This is a genomic window from Microcoleus sp. K5-D4, from assembly GCF_036704575.1.
In the GTDB taxonomy this organism is placed as follows: Bacteria; Cyanobacteriota; Cyanobacteriia; order Cyanobacteriales; family Microcoleaceae; genus Microcoleus.
Genome location: NZ_JAUBSD010000024.1, coordinates 21,495 through 37,294 on the forward strand (window position 1 = coordinate 21,495; position 15,800 = coordinate 37,294).

The window sequence follows — 15,800 nt, forward strand, 5'->3', positions numbered from 1 at the left end:
CAAACTGGCAGCGGGTTGCGGAGGCACTGAAAGGAATTAACAGTCCGAGATGGGGGCAGTTCTCATCTGCTTGCGGGCAGTAAGGAAGCGCGTTTCCTGAAAGTTGCTGCCGATCGATGCGGGTTCGAGTCCCGTCCTCTCCATTTGTAGTCTTGTCAGTTTATCAAAAGAAAGGTTAAATATGAGAAAACTAAAATATTACGTTGCTTGCACCGTTGACGGATTTATTGCTCGCGAAGATGGCTCATTTGATTGTTTTCCTATGGAAGGAGAGCATTTCGCTGATTTATTCGATTCCTTTCCTGAAACTTTTCCCGCTCACTTTCAGCAAGCACGAGGCATTCGTGCAGAGAACAAGCAGTTTGATGCCGTTTTGATGGGACGGAAAACCTATGAGGTAGGGCTAAATGTTGGTGTAACTAATCCTTATCCCAGCTTGAAGCAGTATGTTTTTTCGCGCACTATGGAAGCCAGTCATGATGAGAATATTGAACTTGTTTCGGACAATCCTGTCGCATTGGTTAAGGAATTGAAAAAAGAAACGGGTAAAGACATCTGGCTGTGCGGTGGTGGCGCTTTAGCGGCAACTCTTTTTTCGGAGATTGACGAGATGATTGTCAAGTTGAATCCGCTAGTTATCGGATCTGGAATTCCTCTTTTTTCCCGTGCACTCGATCCGACAGATTTGGAACTTACCGATCGCAAAATCTATAGCAACGGTTTCATGTTACTTCATTATCGAGTGAAGCATTAGCAATCGGGACTTTAGGCGTTGCAATTGCTGGGGGCAAAAAAGGACTGAAGTGTTTACTACACAATAATTTTTTAGTAATTACACAAACGCTGAATTTTTAAGGGTGGTTAGCAAAGCGGTTATGCACCCGGCTTTTAACCGGTACCAGATAGGTTCAACTCCTATACCACCCACTTTCAATCTATCTGCCTTAATCAGCGTTTATCTGCGGTTAAAAATTCCAAAACTTGGAAAGTGCGGCTGTGTGGACGGCAACTGGTTTGGAATACCAGAGTGCAGCGAAAGCTGTAGAGGTTCGACTCCTCCACTTTCCTTTTTAATCATTAGTCATCAGTCCTTAGTCATCAATAACAGGCTAAGGACTAAAAACTCATGATTAGAAACCAAAAACAACTCTTAGAGGAGAATCAAATGTAATGTCACGCACCAAATTTGAACGGAACAAACCCCACATCAATGTCGGTACGATCGGTCACGTTGACCACGGCAAAACAACCCTAACAGCGGCGATTACAATGACGCTGGCTGCACAGGGTCGGGCCAAGGCTAAAAAATACGATGAAATCGATGCTGCACCGGAAGAGAAACAGCGGGGAATCACGATTAATACGGCTCACGTTGAGTATGAAACTGGCGAGCGCCATTATGCTCACGTTGATTGTCCGGGTCACGCTGATTACGTGAAAAACATGATCGTGGGTGCCGCTCAAATGGATGGTGCAATCCTCGTCGTGTCTGCTGCCGATGGCTCGATGCCTCAAACTCGCGAACATATCTTGTTAGCGCGGCAAGTGGGAGTGCCGAAGTTGGTTGTCTTTTTGAATAAGAAAGATATGGTGGAGGATGCGGAAATTTTGGAGTTGGTCGAGTTAGAAATTCGCGAACTTCTCATTTCTTACGGTTTCCCGGGCGATGATATTCCAATTGTCGCAGGTTCGGCACTGAAAGCGCTGGAAAAGATGACTGCTAATCCGAAAATTCAGCGCGGCGAGGATGAGTGGGTCGATGGCATTTACGATTTGATGGATGCGGTAGATGACTGGATTTCTACGCCCGATCGCGATATTGACAAACCTTTTCTGATGGCTGTTGAAGATGTGTTCTCGATCAAAGGTCGGGGAACTGTCGCCACGGGCAAAATCGAGCGGGGTAAAATCAAAGTCGGCGATACTGTGGAATTGGTGGGAATCCAAAACACTCGCACGATAACTGTTATCGGCGTTGAAATGTTCCAGCAACTTCTGGATGAAGGAAGGGCTGGAGATAATGTCGGTTTGTTGCTTCGCGGCATCCAAAAAGACGAAATTGAGCGGGGGATGGTGCTTGCTAAACCCGGTTCAATTAAACCTCACACTGAATTCGATTCTGAGGTTTACGTGCTGTCGGAAAAAGAAGGCGGCCGCCGGACTCCTTTCTTTGCGGGATATCGCCCTCAATTCTACGTGCGGACAACGGATGTTACGGGTACGATCGCATCTTTTACGGCTGATGACGGAAGCGCGATCAACATGGTAATTCCGGGCGACCGGGTTAATATGACTGTGAAGTTGTTGCAGCCGATCGCGATCGAACAAAATATGCGTTTTGCCATCCGCGAAGGCAATCGTACTGTCGGTGCCGGTGTCGTGTCCCACATTCTCAAGTAGACGCTTTCGGAACCAATTAGAATCAGTAGGGTGGGCAAAAGTCCACCTTACTCATTATTTATTTATGTACAATTACTCATATTATTGTAAGGTTATGCCCCAATACTAAAGCTGTCATGATATTTCTTTTTCCTAGCGATTACTTCAATCCAAAACAGGTTGATGAGATGTACATCGACCAAGCTGCATCGCTGAATAACGCAGGATTCAACACTGCGGCTATTTGCTGAGAATCCTTGGGGGACAATTCACCTAAAATCAGCCCGCCGCTTCCCCAAAACTCAGAAGTAGTTTACAGAGGTTGGATGCTTTCACCCGAGGTGCTTGAGGTCGATCGCGCATAAATGAAATATGGAATCAGGGCGATCGCACTTGCGTTAAATATTGACCCTGGGCGATCGCCACAAATTTATACAAAAATAGTTGAATTTTCAGAACAGTTGTGTTATAGTAGCCTAGATGCGGGAGTATAGCTCAGTTGGTTAGAGCAGGTGACTCTTAATCTCAAGGTCGAAGGTTCAAGTCCTTCTACTCCCATCCCAAATAACATAGGACTCACAAGGCTTTGAGACTTTAAACTGTCTCTAGTATGTAGTTTTACGCCCATTTGGCGCTCAGGATCGCAGTCAACGGCTGTAGCGGTTGGATTACTGTGAGTGTTTGCGTTGTCAGATTTTGAATGCCGATCGACCATTGGGGCGAGTCGATCGATAAAAGTGCGATCGCCCAAGCTATTTTTAAACTGAATAACGACAGGAAATGGTGATTAGCTATGATGGCAAGTCTCTCGGCGCGCTGCTATGGGGGCGATGGCGATTTAACTGCGATCGCCCATTTAATCAATACTTGCGAAGAAGTTGATCGGCTCGACGAAGGTACTTCCCTCTCGGAATTGCAACAAGAATTTAACCAACCGTCCCTCGACAAAGCCCGCGATATTCGCCTTTGGGAAGATGTGGAGGGAAAATTAATCGGTTTCGCTCGGTTGTGGATTTCTGAACCTGGGGAAGTAATTGACGGTTGGCTCTGGTTTCGCGTTCACCCCGATGCGCGCGGTGGTGATGTGGAAGCAGCCGCGATCGCCTGGGGTGAAGTGCGGATGCGCGAAGTGTCTGGGATGCGGGGCGCGCGCGTGAAGCTGCGAACCTACGCGCGCGCTGAGGATTGCGATCGCATTTCTGTGCTGGCTAGTTGCGGTTTTAAGGCCGATCGCTATTTTTACCGAATGGCGCGATCGCTCTCTGAACCGATCCCAGAACCGCACTTTCCCGAAGGTTTCGCGCTGCGTCAGTTCCCCGGCGAACAGGATGCGGCAGCTTGGGTAGAAATGTTCAACCAGTCGTTTATCGATCACTGGAATCATCACGATTTAACGGTGGATAAATTTAAGCACGAGCTAGCTAAACCCGATTACAGAAATGATTTAGACTTGATTGCTGTTGCTGATGACGGCACATTTGTCAGTTTTTGTTGCTGCAAGATTAGTGTGGAAGAGTGCGATCGTACCGGGCGCAATGAAGGCTGGATTGCTTGTCTCGGGACTAGGCGCGGCTTCCGCAAAATGGGATTGGGACGAGCGATGTTGCTCGCTGGTTTGCATCGACTGAAAGCTGCCGGTGTCGCTACTGCTATTCTCGGCGTCGATGCTGAAAATTCATCAGGTGCCTTGCATCTTTACGAGTCTGCGGGCTTCCACAATATTCGCGATAGCATTTCTTATGTTAAGGACGTTTGATCGATGTTACAGTTCGCGATCGCGCTTTGACCAAAGAAACCGGGTTTTTTACTAAATCTGCGGGTTGCTACGAAGTATTTTCGTGAAAAAACCCGGTTTCTCGCCCCTCGTGTAAGTTTTATCTAAAAAACTTTTGCTACCCCCTTGACACCTGTGTAGTATTTATGTAGCATAAAAAATATGGAAAGCGCAGGACAAGCAAAAACCTGTATTTTCCGTGCAAATTCTGAACCTTGACAACTGAATATTGCTCAAAATTTCAAGGAACATCAAGTTGGAAGTCTTGCAATACAGACTCGATGGTCATGTTGTTACTTTATACGAGACTGTTCGGTTACAAACTGACTCGACCAGAGTCAGATGCTGTAGGAAATCAGTCTAATTTCAATGAATTTCATGCGGATTCAGAACAGACAAGTTCGGCCAGATTTCAAGCAACCAAAAAGGCTGAGGAAATCCGCAGAATCAAACAAGCTTATCACCTAGAACGGCGCTTCTTTCAGTAAAGGTTATCAGATTTCGTGAATCTTTACCGATACTGGCAATTTGCTAAGTCTCACAAAAAGCCAAAGTCGAGAGCAGATAAGCTACCAATCCCAAATCCAAAATTGCTCTAGGAGGTATCGGTAATGGTTCACATTCGTTTTGAAGGACGTTCCTATGACTTGGCGGAAAACCAACTGGGTATCGCGGCAGGAATGAGCGACAAGGCTATTAAGGAACGTCTGGCAAAGCATTTTGATGTCAAGGGCGAGCGTTTCGAGTCTTACGTGCTCGATCGCCGTCCCAGCGGTGATTTAATTGTCCGCCCAGAAGCTGTTTACGGCTAGAAATTAACTTAAAGCACGTATTAGACAGCGCACCCCAACTAAAGAAGCTTACAAACTGGAAACGTTCAACTTAAAATCCAATTGTAGGTTCAATTCCTACGGGCCCCTAGGCTGAAAAAAAGCTTCTCTGACTTGTGCGCTGCCTTTTATAGCTGAATTTTTTATATCTTTCAGGCGCTTAAAAGTTCCACTTCGCGCCCCAACAAAGGAAGCTTACATACTAGCTCATTGGTAGAGCATTTCTCTTTAACAGAAAAGGTCGCGGGTTCAACTCCTGCGTATGTGCCAACGGCTTTCTTAACTTGCGCGAAGTGACTTTTAATGCTATAAAAGGCAAAAATAATTGAGCAATTTAGAATAATCACAAGTCAAAATTTTCTAGTTTAGAGATTAGAAAAATTTTGTTCCGCACCCTAACGAGTGAAGCGAATACACACATTCTAATCGATTTGTCGCAGGTTCAAATCCTGCCAGCCCCGTTTAAGGGGCTGTAGCTCAGGGGTAGAGCCATCGGACAGTCAAAACGCTTCGCAAACTTGTGCGGAACATCTCATCTTTATAAAAAGTTAGATATAAAAGTGGTGTGTGAGGAGCCTTAAATCATGACCAAAAAAACTATAATTTACCTATCGCCCAAAGAGATAGACAGTGTGATTCATGCCTTCCAAGAATGCAACCTGTCGCGAAGTCAATGGACGCACGAGGCACATTTAACCGTTGCCCTTTGGTATCTGTTTTATGACTCCGAGCAAGAAGCAATCAATGCGATTCGCAATGGCATTAAACGTTACAACTCGGTTCAAGGAATTGAAACCACAAAAAACAGCGGGTATCACGAAACGCTAACGCTGTTTTGGGTGCGAACTATTCACCGATATCTCGCCGATGAAAGCCGGAATCGGTCGATCGTACATCTGGCTAACGGTTTGATTGCAAAATATGCCGATCGCACTTTACCCTTTCGCTACTACACGCGCGATCGGCTGATGTCTTGGGAAGCTCGAAATAACTGGGTTGAACCAGATTTGAGAGCGATCGAATTAGAAACAGTTTCCCTGAAATAGTTAATTTCAAATCGCAGTTTTTGCCGCGCCCCAATCGCGAGAGCTTACATACAGACCCTATTAGGTTTAGCCATAGGTTTACTAAAAAAAGCTCCCCAAACTTGCGCGGTGATTTTTAAATTTCACTCGCTAGCGTGCAACAACTGCCAACCACCGATTTTGAATACTTCTCAAATCCAACATCCAAAATCGAATAGGAAGGTAACACCAATGAATATGAATACAGCAGAACGCGATTTGCGTTTGGAAATGCTCAACAGTCTGCTCACCACTCCTCACCGTGTATTAGAAAAAGTAGCAGAAATTCACAAGTTAATTATCGAATTAGACCCCATTTTTTACGGTCATTTAGCAGTGTGGTATCAGCGTCACGGCGACGTGCGCGATCACAAGGAAGTTTTTGCCGGAAATTTGCTGACTTCGGCGCTGACGGAACACCGAGATGCCGGGTTTATGATGCTGCAAGAGTTCCCTCCCTACGAGGTTTCGCGCATTGTGGACTTTATGAAGCGGCACCAGAATAAGGTGCCGCGCAGCGCGCGCACTGCTGTCACTCGCTATCTGAAATCGCGGGAAAAGAATGCACAGTTTTTCGATCGCGCCGCCCTCCGCAACCGCAAGGCGATGAAGCATTTGTACGCAACGCTGCACGTCAAGCCGAGCGATCGCGCTAACGCTATTCTCTTCAAAGACAATCCGCCGGAAGACTCTCTGGCGTTCGTTTTGAAGCAGTTGGCCAAGGCGGCGACACCTGCGGAACAGGCGAATTTGATTGTTGAGTACAAGATTCCGTATACGATCGCAGTTGGTGCGATCAGACAGCTAACGCCAACGGTTTTGGCCGCGCTGATTAACTCGATGTCGCCGCAGGAAGTTATCAACAATTTGAAATCGATTCAGTCGCGCGGGGCGATGGATCACGCGGAAGTCAAGCAGTTGATTGACTCGAAGCTGGATGAAGCGGTAAAGTGCGATCGGGTTTCTGCTTACAAAGCGAGTGTTGCGGGCGCGGGCGCGAACTTCGACGCAGCAACGGTGGCGAAGCTGGAAGCGGTGACAAACGAACAGGTGAAGAAGCGCGGCAAGATTGCGAAAGCAACCGGTTTGTTGATTGACAAGTCGGGTTCAATGGAAAGTGCGATCGAAGTCGGGAAGCGTCTCGCTGCTTTGATTTCCGGCATTTCCGAGGCTGCACTGTTCGTTTATGCCTTTGACACGATACCGTATCCAGTGCAAGCAAACGGCAGCGAATTGACAGACTGGGAAGGCGCTTTCAAGCACATTCGCGCTGGCGGCGGCACAAGTTGCGGTTGCGCGGTGGAAGCAATGCGGATTAAGAAGCAGGTTGTCGAACAATTCATTATGGTGACAGATGAAGGCGAAAACGCTGCACCTTATTTTGCAGATGCTTATCAGAATTACTGCCGCAGTTTGGGGGTAATTCCTGATGTTGTGATTGTGCGAGTTGGTGCTTGGTGCGAATATGTCCAGAAGCAATTGAAGGACAAACAAGTATCGGTGGAAACCTTTACGTTTGCGGGAGATTACTACTCCTTACCGAATTTAGTGCCGATGTTGAGCCGTCCTTCGCGGCTGGAATTGTTGATGGAAATTCTGGATACATCGCTGCCGGTCAGGGATGATAAGTGATATAATTGGGCATGGCTCGTGAGTTAAGCTTGCGGCCAATGCTCACTTTATGGGAGAGCTACTGTGCCATACCTCAAAGCAAAACATCTATCAACCCAAGGTAAAAGGTTGAATGAGAGGGTAAAAACTGCTAATCGCAAGTTAATTTATATTGGTGGTGAAATCAGGTTTCAATCCGAGATGGATTTGGAAGATTATATAGATGAGAAATTTGATGAAATATTTCCCTCGCTAATTAAAATCAAAAGGCAGCATACTGTAAAAATGCAGCGATGCGATTTATTGTGCTGTACCAAATCCGAAAATCAACCGATAATTATTGAGTTGAAAAATGAAGAAGATCGAGGATTAGTTTCGCAGCTAACTCGTTATCGTAAAGCTATTCTCACCAATAAATGCTTTGAGGAGAAAATTGACTATTCATTGCCCGTGAAAATGATAGCGATCGCACCGAGTTTTCACGATGATAATTACACAGACAAAGAAGCTTCAAAATTTGAAGAAGATTTTTGTTTTTGGGAATTTGCTGTACAAAATTATCATAATTCAGGTCAATTTAAACTATTAAGTCAAATTTATGAAATTTCTTACCCTGTATTTGGGTTGCCAGAAATCTCTCATAATTTAGATCTTAGCAGTTTACCTCCTTTTACTTGCAATTTTGTAGGTAGGCTCCCACCAGACTATCATACAGATTTTCTGAAGTTGCGAACTTTGCTTTTGTCTCAGCCAAAAGTAAAAGAAATGGTTAGTACCACTTACAGAAAAATATTGTATGGAACTGGGGATGGAGTGAATCACAAAAAAGTGGCAGAAATAACTAACACTACTAACGGAATCGTTTTATTTCTTTGGTTGCCAACAGCCGTTAATAATAATATCAAAACACCGATAACTCGATTTGGATGTGTTTTGAAAAAAGTAGGCAACCCTTTTTCTTCAAATTCTTCTATAGAATGGGTTGTTTGTACCAAAGATACTATCAACTTAAAAGAGCAACCTCAACCTAATACATTTTCAGGAATGACTAGGCATGGAATGTTAAAATGGTGTAAACCTAATATGTACTTGACGCAAGCTGCACTAGGTTATAATCATAATACTTTTTTCTTACTTTTGTATCTCCTTAAAGGAATTACTCCACCTATTGATAGCACTACTAGGGAATGGTGGGAAATTTACCAAAAGGAGACAGACTTTAATTTAGGATGGTTTATAGATTTAGCTATCCAAACCTGGAATTATCGTGTCAAGTAGAACTTTTATATATGGAGACATTCAGCAGCAAACGGAAAACAGCCCGCAATCCTTCAGGTGTTAGCATTTTAAATTATTCTCTAGTTTGAGCGATAATTTCTTGTAATTCTGGATTAGCGATGGATGACACTAACTGGGAATCCGCACCAGCCAAAGCAGCGCGTAACTTTTCCGAAGTCAGTGCGGGATATTTTTCTAACACCTGCTGTTGAGTCCATCCCGCAGCAAAGAGCCCTAGCAAAAATTCTACAGACAATCGAGTTTCTGGCGCTGCTGGTTGACTTGTTGAAGCTTTCGGGTTGGGATGAATGAGCTTTCGCCAGTCCATTGTTTTACTTAAACGATTTGGGAATATTCAGCCAATTATACTGCATTTGGGCACAGTAGAAACACGGATCTCGTTGACTGATTGTGTAACATGATACGGCAGGTAATACCATTTTAGATTTTAGATTTTAGATTGGGAATCACTGATGCCAACCAGGGTTTGGAGTTTGGCGACAGTGGTATTTTTTTTGAGCTGGTGTCATTTCCCCATTTTGCGATTAAATTGTTATTACGATCGCAGTACAGCGCTTTCTTATAGACTAGAGTGATAGGGTAGCGACGGGGCGATCGCCCTTTTTGCTTCAGTCCGTTTCAATACCAAAGGGCGAGCGCACTAGATCTCAACCCACTGTTCAACGAACTGTGCAACCCGCTGTGCAATCCACAATACAACTACTTTAACTTCTTAAAACTATGGGAAAAAAGTCGAAAGCCAAAAAATCCCAGGTCAAAAAATCCAGTTTGCTCTGCCAGCGACTCCAAGAAGCTCTCGATCGAGGCAGCAAAGTTTGGATTAAAACTAATAATAGCAGTTTCGGCGGCATCCCGATTAATTTGTTCGGGGAGTTTGTGGAACTTTTGGTGATAGTTCCTCCTAACGAACAGGCGGAACATATTGATGCTTACGGACAAGTTACGTGGCTGATTCGACTCTCTGATATTATTGCACTCGCTTACCCTACTGAATATTGGTCTAAAGATAGATTAGAAAGTTTGCTGCCACCCGATGCAGTTACTTCCGAAGTAGGAGATTAACTGCGTAGGGTGTGCATTGCGTACCCTAATTTTAGCTGAGTTGTATTTGGTATGGTGTGCATTGCACACCATACATTTACTATTTTTTAAGCTGTTTTAGCAGCAAACATATACACCTGTTCCACCGATTTTTATCCGTTTAATTAGTTGTTGCAAGCTGAAAGCTGCACTTTACAACTGCCGCCCTCTAGTTCGCTGCAACCGGCGAGAGCTTGAGCTTCTGCTGCGGCTTGATCGTCGCCCCAGCCTGCACCTGCTCCTCCTTTACCTACTGCGATCGCTCCACAATTATTACTATTAGATGTCAGGGGTTCGCAGTCGTTCGCACCTCCGCTTTGTTCATTGCACACCGCTACTGCTGCGTTTAGTGCTTCTTTCTCTGTAGCATGATCCCAACTAATACCAGTGGCGTCAGAAGTCGGAGAATAAGCAGTAGCTCCATAGCTGTCCTGAGCTTTAGCTACCTGGACTGAGCCAAAAAGAGGAAGTGTCAAAGCTGTGACTACAACCCACTTAGAAAAAAGCTTTTGCAGCATATTTACTTAAGATATCTACAAGGTTAACTTGCGAGGTTCGCTCAATATTAGATTAGGATATTAATTCCTGTCAATAGTGTTGAGAAATCTTTATATTCTCTTAAACAAAAAGTGTCTTCGGTAACAAAAACTAAGATGACGGAGGTAAATTCAGTGGCAGATATCCGCAAAATCCTCAGCCAACTCGCTGCCCAAGAAGCGCACCTACTTGATACCCAATTTCTTGCGCCCTGCGTGCGCGGGGGAAGCGTGCGGATAAGAGTTAGCTCAATGATTTATACTTTTCAACCGCAGCCACGCAACTTTGAAGGATGGGCTATTTTTGGGCCAGTCAATGAGAAAATTGCTGCGGTGATTGAGGAACCTAGTTTGCCGCAAGTAGCCGAGTATTTGCAACTGCTCGTACCCGTTCGCTTGCAGTTGGCTTGCGTGCTGCAAGGGCAAACTTGGCTGGCTTATCCTGTTAACGAATCTGATGCTAAACAGCGCACGGGTGTTGCTAAACCCGTACCCGTGCATTTAGTAACTGAAGGTTCGCAGTTTGAGCCGATTGTTGCGCGCTGGGATGGTCATTGTTTGTGGTTTGAAGAGATTGACAGACGCGCCGATCCGCAGCCGTCTGAGGAATTGAAAGCAGCTTTGAAAAAGTTGATTTTGCCTCAAGAAGTTCGCTTTAAAGGGATGACACCGGAAATGCGAACAGTTTATGAGTTGGTGTCCCGAAATATTAAAGGTTTCGATCCGAAAGTGCGGGCAGAAAAGCGCTTGCAGGGGGCGTTGAAAATGGGTGGCGGTGAATTGCGAGATTTTTTCGATCGCGACAATTATTGGCTGGTTGAATGGACTAGCGGAACGGGAGAACACCACACTTCTGCGATCGCCAAAAATGACTTGACAGTTATGAGTGCGGGGATTTGTCTCAGCGGATTGGACAAAGACTTCGACTTGCATTCATTGGTTGGAGTCGTCGAAAATCGCTAATTCTTGATTACCATGAGTATATTTTTTCACGAACAACTTTACAGAAGTCCGGCAGTGATGTCGCTGATCAAAAATTTCCCGGTAACGGTGTGTGGCGCGGGCGCTTTGGGTGCGAATATTACAGAAAGTCTGGCGCGATCGGGCTTTTGTCAGTTAAAAGTCATCGATCACGATCGCATTGAGGAACGCAACCTTTCTACTCAACCCTATTATCGATCGGACATCGGCGCATTCAAAGCCAAAATTCTCGCCAACAACCTCTACCGCGCTTTGGGAGTCAGCATTGACGCGCACTCAAAAGAATTGACACCCGCAAATGCCGATCGACTGCTTGCCAACAGCGCCACAGTCATCGATACTTTTGATAACAGTGTCGGGCGGCAAGCAGTCAAGGATTACTGTGCGAGTGCCTCCCTTCCATGCGTGCACGTCGGATTAGCTGCCGATTACTCCGAAATAATTTGGAACCAACACTATCGGGTTCCTTCAGCGGTGAATGATGACGTTTGCGATTACCCGCTGGCGCGAAACTTGGTAATCCTGACAGTTGCAGTTGCCTGCGAAGTTATTGTTACCTTTGCTGCTACCAAAGAGCAACAAAATTTAACTTGCACGATCGGAGATTTTGCAGTAAAGCCACTTATATTGTAGAATGTCGGTTGACTGTTGCCAGAAACCCGGTCAATCAAGATTGGATGCCCCCATCCTATAAACCCGGTTTCTCACCCTCAAACAATCGTCCAAATTACAAAAAACGCTTGAAAAATTAACAGGGAAAGTATGGCCGGATCGCAGACTTTTTATTATTTACTAGCAGTTCTCGCCCTATTAGTTTTGACGGGAACAAGTAGAGCAAACTATGCAGCGAGCTCCGCAGTTTGCTACACTGATGATTGCCATCGACCAGCAGTAAGACACCATAAAAGGATTTTAAAATGCGGCTCGAAAGGGCACGATGTGAAGAAACTGCAAAAGTTGTTGAACGCGCGGGGCTTGTCCCCACACCCGATCGTAATTGATGGCGTTTTCGGTCCGACAACCGAAAATGCAGTGAAAAGATTTCAGCGACAAGCTCATATTCCTGTAGACGGAGTGGTGGGAGGCAAAACTTGGGACAGACTGTTTGCTAGTTCCTAACTTTAAGCACTGCACAACAAAGGTTCCTCAGTCATTATTGCTAATCATTAATCGCTGTGGTTTGTAGTTGCACAAATAGCACTTTTTGTGCAACTACAGACACAGAAGCTTTAATCAACAATCAATCGCATACTAGATTGCTAATGAATGAAGTTTTAGATTTTTGGTTTGGTCGATCGCACTCTCCAGAGTTGGGCAAAGTCCAAAAGAAATGGTTTGAAAAAAATGCGGATTTTGATGCAGAAGTGCGATCGCGATTTCTCCCGCAATACGAACTCGCCGCCTCCGGTCAACTTGACTCATGGCAAGATTCCCCCGAAAACTGCCTAGCATTAATAATACTGCTCGATCAATTTCCGCGTAATATGTTTCGGGGAACGCCCCAAGCATTCGCCACAGACAGCAAAGCTTTAGCCACCGCCGAATACGCTATTAATCATAACTACGATCGCGAATTGCTGACTGTACAAAAATTGTTTATTTATCTGCCTTTTCAACACAGCGAAAACTTAGAAAACCAGCAAAAATCTGTCGAACTATTTAGCCAACTCAGCGGCGAACCTGACAGCGATTCATTCATTGAATACGCGATGCAGCATTTGGAAATAATCCAGCGTTTTGGGAGATTTCCGCACCGCAATGAAATTCTCGGACGCGAAACAACCCCCGAAGAAGCCGAGTTTCTGAGACAACCCGGTTCTGGATTTTAAAGTGCGATCGCAAAATCTCGATCGTTCTGATATATTCGAGGTTGTAGAGGCGGTTTGAGGGCGCAATCAGAATCAACAGCAGACAATCTCTGTACAAAACCCGCCCCAACCCAGCGTATCTCAAATTGAATAGTGAAATTAGAAAAGAAGATAAATTCTTGATTCAACAAAAAGTATACGGGGGTTAAGAATTTATCTATCGCCCAATCCTCAGCCGCGATACTGCACTCGATAAATCCGGTTATTCGCTTCCTCGGTAAATAGCAAACTCCCGTCAGGTAAAACCAGCAAACCAACCGGCCTTCCCCAAGTTTTCGGGCCCGACGGATCTGTCAGAAAACCCGTCAGAAAATCCTCATAATAACCTTGAGGGCGTCCGTTCGCGGCATTAAAAGGTACAAACACGATTTTATAACCAGTTCCAGCATTCCGATTCCAACTGCCGCGAAACGCCACAAATGCCCCGTTGAGAAATCTTTTGGGAAACGTTTTGCCGTCGTAAAACTGAAGCCCCAAAGCGGCAGAGTGCGCCTGAAACAGCACGTCCGGCATTAATGTTTTAGCCGCTAAATCAGGTCGATCGCTATTGCCATTTCTGGCGTGGCGCGGGTCGAGCAAATTCGGCTTAAAATAAGTGTAAGGCCAGCCGTAAAACTCGCCTTGACGAATTCTTGTCAAGTAATCCGGCACCAAATCATCTCCCAAACCATCGCGTTCGTTGACTGTTGTGTAGAGTTGATTGGTTTTTGGGTGAAAATCCAATCCCACCGGATTTCGCAAACCGGAAGCGAAAATTTGCTTGTTCTGACCGTCCAAATTCATCACTTGAACAGATGCCCTCGGCAGCGGTTCGACATCGGCATTAGACTGCGATCCAACTGATACGAAAAGCTTGCTCTTGTCGGGGGAAACGACAACATTTCGCGTCCAGTGTTGGTTGTAGCCACCGCCCGGTAAATCGGCAATTTTTTGACCAGTACCGCTCAATTGTTCCTGCCCTTTTGTGTAGGGAAATCGGCGGACTTCAGCAGTATTTCCGAGGAAAAAATAGCGATCGGCAAAAGCCATACCAAAGGGAATATTTAACCCGTTTTGGGCACTTGCAAAAGTTTTGCGAACCTCAGCAACCCCGTCGCCGTTGGCATCCCGCAACAGCGTAATCCGATTCTGCCGGGTTTCTGTTACCAAAACATCGCCTGTCGGCGTCAAAGCCAGCCATCGCGGAGCGTCTAAATTGTCAGCAAAAACGTTAACTACAAAGCCACGAGGGACTTGCAGCACTGGCGATGCGGGAATCGGTACTACTTGAGGAGGTTTTGAGGCGCTATCGCTGGCTCCTGGCTGCGGCAAAGTAGTTGCAACAATACGGATTGGCTGCGGCGAAAGCGGTTTGGTCGGTACAATTTGATTTGTCCCAACATTTGTCAGCGGTGCACGGGAGGGTATTTGCGACAGGGGGCCGTTGTCGCCCACAGCAGGGGCGATCGCATCTGTAGCTCGATCGCACGCAATCATCGGCAACAGCAGAATTAGCAGCAAGAAACGCAGGTAATACATAGCAGCGATTTCTCCACAATTGCTGGACAATTCTATTATTCTAGCTGCTATTAAATAGCTAAGCCACCGGCGGCGCGGTGGCTTAATTCCATTTACTGATACCAGTTGCAAAAAAGAATGCAACTGTACGCAAGTGCTCCAAGCTTTGAGCTTGATCAGTCAATCAATTTTAGATTTTAGATTTTAGATTTTAGATTGAAGAAAGCGACGCCACTGATAACTCCGAGGGCTTGCGATCCGGATTCGAGCTTTTTTCTCCCTCCGCGAATGAATCACGGGGCTTGTGACCACATTGCTTTTGGTCATTCCCAATTCTCTAATCAAAAATCAAAAATCGAAAATGGTATAACCTAGGTCTACCAAAGCCCTCTCACAGGAGCGGGACGGGGAGCCGGAGCTGGAATCGGACGGGGAGCCGGAACCGGAGCCGGAGCCGGAGCCGGACGAGGAGCAGGACGCGGTGGCGGTTCTGGAGCCGGACGCGGTGCCGGTGCTGGGGTTGCGGGACGAGCAACCGGTGTGGCTACCACTTTATAATCGGGGATCACCGCGATATTTTGTATCTGAGATCCAGCGACTGTGGCTCTGACTTTCATTCCCGGTACGAGGCCAATAATTCTCAGGACGCATCTTTGAACCCTGAGAGTCCTGTACGGCGCGCTTTCTTCGCGAATAGTTACTACATCGCCGACAATACTTTTGACAAAACCGACAATGGTTCTAGCGTTTGCTGTTGTGGTGGTTTGCGTTTGGGCTATTTGAGTTGCAGGGTTAGCCATCGCAGGATGTACTGAGACCGCCGAAATTACCACCGACAGTGTTGCACCTGTCAATAATTTGATGTTCTGAAGACGCATTGA

18 protein-coding genes and 3 tRNA genes are annotated in these 15,800 nt (G+C 45.9%); 17 read left to right on the top strand and 4 right to left on the bottom strand.

All coding sequences use genetic code 11. From position 1 onward, the window contains the following. Nucleotides 1-181: 181 nt before the first annotated feature. The 12 genes from QUA77_RS10310 (at nt 182) to QUA77_RS10365 (ending at nt 8,936) form a co-directional block, all read left to right on the top strand. Nucleotides 182-754, top strand: coding sequence for a dihydrofolate reductase family protein (locus QUA77_RS10310; RefSeq protein WP_333450041.1), 573 nt, complete (start codon nt 182-184; stop codon nt 752-754). A 101-nt stretch (nt 755-855) separates the two neighbouring features. Further along, nucleotides 856-927 (top strand) — tRNA-Lys (locus tag QUA77_RS10315). A 56-nt stretch (nt 928-983) separates the two neighbouring features. Next, nucleotides 984-1,068, top strand: a tRNA-Ser gene (locus QUA77_RS10320). A gap of 102 nt (nt 1,069-1,170) precedes the next feature. Continuing rightward, nucleotides 1,171-2,400, top strand: a complete 1,230-nt coding sequence (tuf, locus tag QUA77_RS10325) for an elongation factor Tu (RefSeq protein WP_333450042.1) — start codon at nt 1,171-1,173, stop codon at nt 2,398-2,400. A 344-nt stretch (nt 2,401-2,744) separates the two neighbouring features. Then, nucleotides 2,745-2,873 carry a hypothetical protein gene (locus tag QUA77_RS10330; RefSeq protein ID WP_333450043.1) on the top strand — a complete coding sequence of 43 codons (129 nt, stop codon included), beginning with the start codon at nt 2,745-2,747 and terminating at the stop codon, nt 2,871-2,873. Continuing rightward, a tRNA-Lys gene (locus tag QUA77_RS10335) sits at nt 2,864-2,937 on the top strand. Before QUA77_RS10330 ends, QUA77_RS10335 begins: the two co-directional genes overlap by 10 nt. Nucleotides 2,938-3,172: 235 nt before the next feature. Then, nucleotides 3,173-4,135 (top strand): GNAT family N-acetyltransferase, encoded by a 963-nt coding sequence (locus QUA77_RS10340; protein WP_333450044.1) that lies wholly within the window; start codon nt 3,173-3,175, stop codon nt 4,133-4,135. 305 nt (nt 4,136-4,440) lie between these two features. Continuing rightward, nucleotides 4,441-4,641, top strand: coding sequence for a radical SAM protein (locus QUA77_RS10345; protein ID WP_333450045.1), 201 nt, complete (start codon nt 4,441-4,443; stop codon nt 4,639-4,641). A gap of 123 nt (nt 4,642-4,764) precedes the next feature. Next, on the top strand, nt 4,765-4,965 hold the full coding sequence (locus tag QUA77_RS10350; protein ID WP_333039015.1) for a hypothetical protein: 201 nt from the start codon (nt 4,765-4,767) through the stop codon (nt 4,963-4,965). A 602-nt stretch (nt 4,966-5,567) separates the two neighbouring features. Next, nucleotides 5,568-6,029 (top strand): hypothetical protein, encoded by a 462-nt coding sequence (locus QUA77_RS10355; protein WP_333450046.1) that lies wholly within the window; start codon nt 5,568-5,570, stop codon nt 6,027-6,029. 210 nt (nt 6,030-6,239) lie between these two features. Then, complete coding sequence (locus tag QUA77_RS10360) at nt 6,240-7,679, top strand: hypothetical protein (RefSeq protein ID WP_333450047.1); 1,440 nt, start codon at nt 6,240-6,242, stop codon at nt 7,677-7,679. Between the two features lie 63 nt (nt 7,680-7,742). Beyond that, nucleotides 7,743-8,936 (top strand): hypothetical protein, encoded by a 1,194-nt coding sequence (locus QUA77_RS10365; protein ID WP_333450048.1) that lies wholly within the window; start codon nt 7,743-7,745, stop codon nt 8,934-8,936. A 73-nt stretch (nt 8,937-9,009) separates the two neighbouring features. Here QUA77_RS10365 and QUA77_RS10370 read toward each other — a convergent pair whose 3' ends face one another. Continuing rightward, nucleotides 9,010-9,264, bottom strand: a complete 255-nt coding sequence (locus QUA77_RS10370; protein WP_333039025.1) for a DUF433 domain-containing protein — start codon at nt 9,262-9,264, stop codon at nt 9,010-9,012. 413 nt (nt 9,265-9,677) lie between these two features. Here QUA77_RS10370 and QUA77_RS10375 point away from each other — a divergent pair, with 413 nt between their 5' ends. After that, nucleotides 9,678-10,019: a hypothetical protein gene (locus tag QUA77_RS10375; protein WP_333039029.1), complete on the top strand. Its 342-nt coding sequence runs from the start codon at nt 9,678-9,680 to the stop codon at nt 10,017-10,019. A gap of 143 nt (nt 10,020-10,162) precedes the next feature. Here the strand turns inward: QUA77_RS10375 and QUA77_RS10380 are convergent, their stop codons facing one another. After that, complete coding sequence (locus QUA77_RS10380) at nt 10,163-10,555, bottom strand: DUF4189 domain-containing protein (protein WP_333039031.1); 393 nt, start codon at nt 10,553-10,555, stop codon at nt 10,163-10,165. 153 nt (nt 10,556-10,708) lie between these two features. Here QUA77_RS10380 and QUA77_RS10385 point away from each other — a divergent pair, with 153 nt between their 5' ends. From QUA77_RS10385 to QUA77_RS10400, 4 genes are all read left to right on the top strand, one after another. Then, nucleotides 10,709-11,536 (top strand): hypothetical protein, encoded by an 828-nt coding sequence (locus QUA77_RS10385; RefSeq protein ID WP_333039033.1) that lies wholly within the window; start codon nt 10,709-10,711, stop codon nt 11,534-11,536. A gap of 12 nt (nt 11,537-11,548) precedes the next feature. Further along, nucleotides 11,549-12,187 (top strand): ThiF family adenylyltransferase, encoded by a 639-nt coding sequence (locus QUA77_RS10390; RefSeq protein ID WP_333450049.1) that lies wholly within the window; start codon nt 11,549-11,551, stop codon nt 12,185-12,187. 306 nt (nt 12,188-12,493) lie between these two features. Further along, a complete protein-coding gene (locus QUA77_RS10395) occupies nt 12,494-12,673 on the top strand; it encodes a peptidoglycan-binding domain-containing protein (RefSeq protein ID WP_333450050.1) in 180 nt (59 codons plus the stop codon). A 143-nt stretch (nt 12,674-12,816) separates the two neighbouring features. Beyond that, nucleotides 12,817-13,383 carry a DUF924 family protein gene (locus QUA77_RS10400; protein ID WP_333450051.1) on the top strand — a complete coding sequence of 189 codons (567 nt, stop codon included), beginning with the start codon at nt 12,817-12,819 and terminating at the stop codon, nt 13,381-13,383. 210 nt (nt 13,384-13,593) lie between these two features. On the opposite strand, the gene QUA77_RS10405 is transcribed toward QUA77_RS10400, so the two are convergent. Together QUA77_RS10405 and QUA77_RS10410 are read right to left on the bottom strand one after the other, a co-directional pair. Continuing rightward, nucleotides 13,594-14,940, bottom strand: coding sequence for a sorbosone dehydrogenase family protein (locus QUA77_RS10405; protein ID WP_333450052.1), 1,347 nt, complete (start codon nt 14,938-14,940; stop codon nt 13,594-13,596). A 356-nt stretch (nt 14,941-15,296) separates the two neighbouring features. After that, nucleotides 15,297-15,797: an autotransporter gene (locus QUA77_RS10410; RefSeq protein ID WP_333450053.1), complete on the bottom strand. Its 501-nt coding sequence runs from the start codon at nt 15,795-15,797 to the stop codon at nt 15,297-15,299. Nucleotides 15,798-15,800 lie beyond the last annotated feature (3 nt).

Bases quoted from the DNA above. Each gene is read 5' to 3' on its own strand.
- QUA77_RS10375 (WP_333039029.1), top strand. From the start codon at position 9,678: ATGGGAAAAAAGTCGAAAGCCAAAAAATCCCAGGTCAAAAAATCCAGT.
- QUA77_RS10330 (WP_333450043.1), top strand. From the start codon at position 2,745: ATGAAATATGGAATCAGGGCGATCGCACTTGCGTTAAATATTGACCCT.
- QUA77_RS10380 (WP_333039031.1), bottom strand. From the start codon at position 10,555: ATGCTGCAAAAGCTTTTTTCTAAGTGGGTTGTAGTCACAGCTTTGACA.
- QUA77_RS10410 (WP_333450053.1), bottom strand. From the start codon at position 15,797: ATGCGTCTTCAGAACATCAAATTATTGACAGGTGCAACACTGTCGGTG.
- QUA77_RS10370 (WP_333039025.1), bottom strand. From the start codon at position 9,264: ATGGACTGGCGAAAGCTCATTCATCCCAACCCGAAAGCTTCAACAAGT.
- QUA77_RS10310 (WP_333450041.1), top strand. From the start codon at position 182: ATGAGAAAACTAAAATATTACGTTGCTTGCACCGTTGACGGATTTATT.
- QUA77_RS10405 (WP_333450052.1), bottom strand. From the start codon at position 14,940: ATGTATTACCTGCGTTTCTTGCTGCTAATTCTGCTGTTGCCGATGATT.
- QUA77_RS10350 (WP_333039015.1), top strand. From the start codon at position 4,765: ATGGTTCACATTCGTTTTGAAGGACGTTCCTATGACTTGGCGGAAAAC.
- QUA77_RS10360 (WP_333450047.1), top strand. From the start codon at position 6,240: ATGAATATGAATACAGCAGAACGCGATTTGCGTTTGGAAATGCTCAAC.
- QUA77_RS10355 (WP_333450046.1), top strand. From the start codon at position 5,568: ATGACCAAAAAAACTATAATTTACCTATCGCCCAAAGAGATAGACAGT.
- tuf (WP_333450042.1), top strand. From the start codon at position 1,171: ATGTCACGCACCAAATTTGAACGGAACAAACCCCACATCAATGTCGGT.
- QUA77_RS10390 (WP_333450049.1), top strand. From the start codon at position 11,549: ATGAGTATATTTTTTCACGAACAACTTTACAGAAGTCCGGCAGTGATG.
- QUA77_RS10340 (WP_333450044.1), top strand. From the start codon at position 3,173: ATGATGGCAAGTCTCTCGGCGCGCTGCTATGGGGGCGATGGCGATTTA.
- QUA77_RS10345 (WP_333450045.1), top strand. From the start codon at position 4,441: ATGTTGTTACTTTATACGAGACTGTTCGGTTACAAACTGACTCGACCA.
- QUA77_RS10400 (WP_333450051.1), top strand. From the start codon at position 12,817: ATGAATGAAGTTTTAGATTTTTGGTTTGGTCGATCGCACTCTCCAGAG.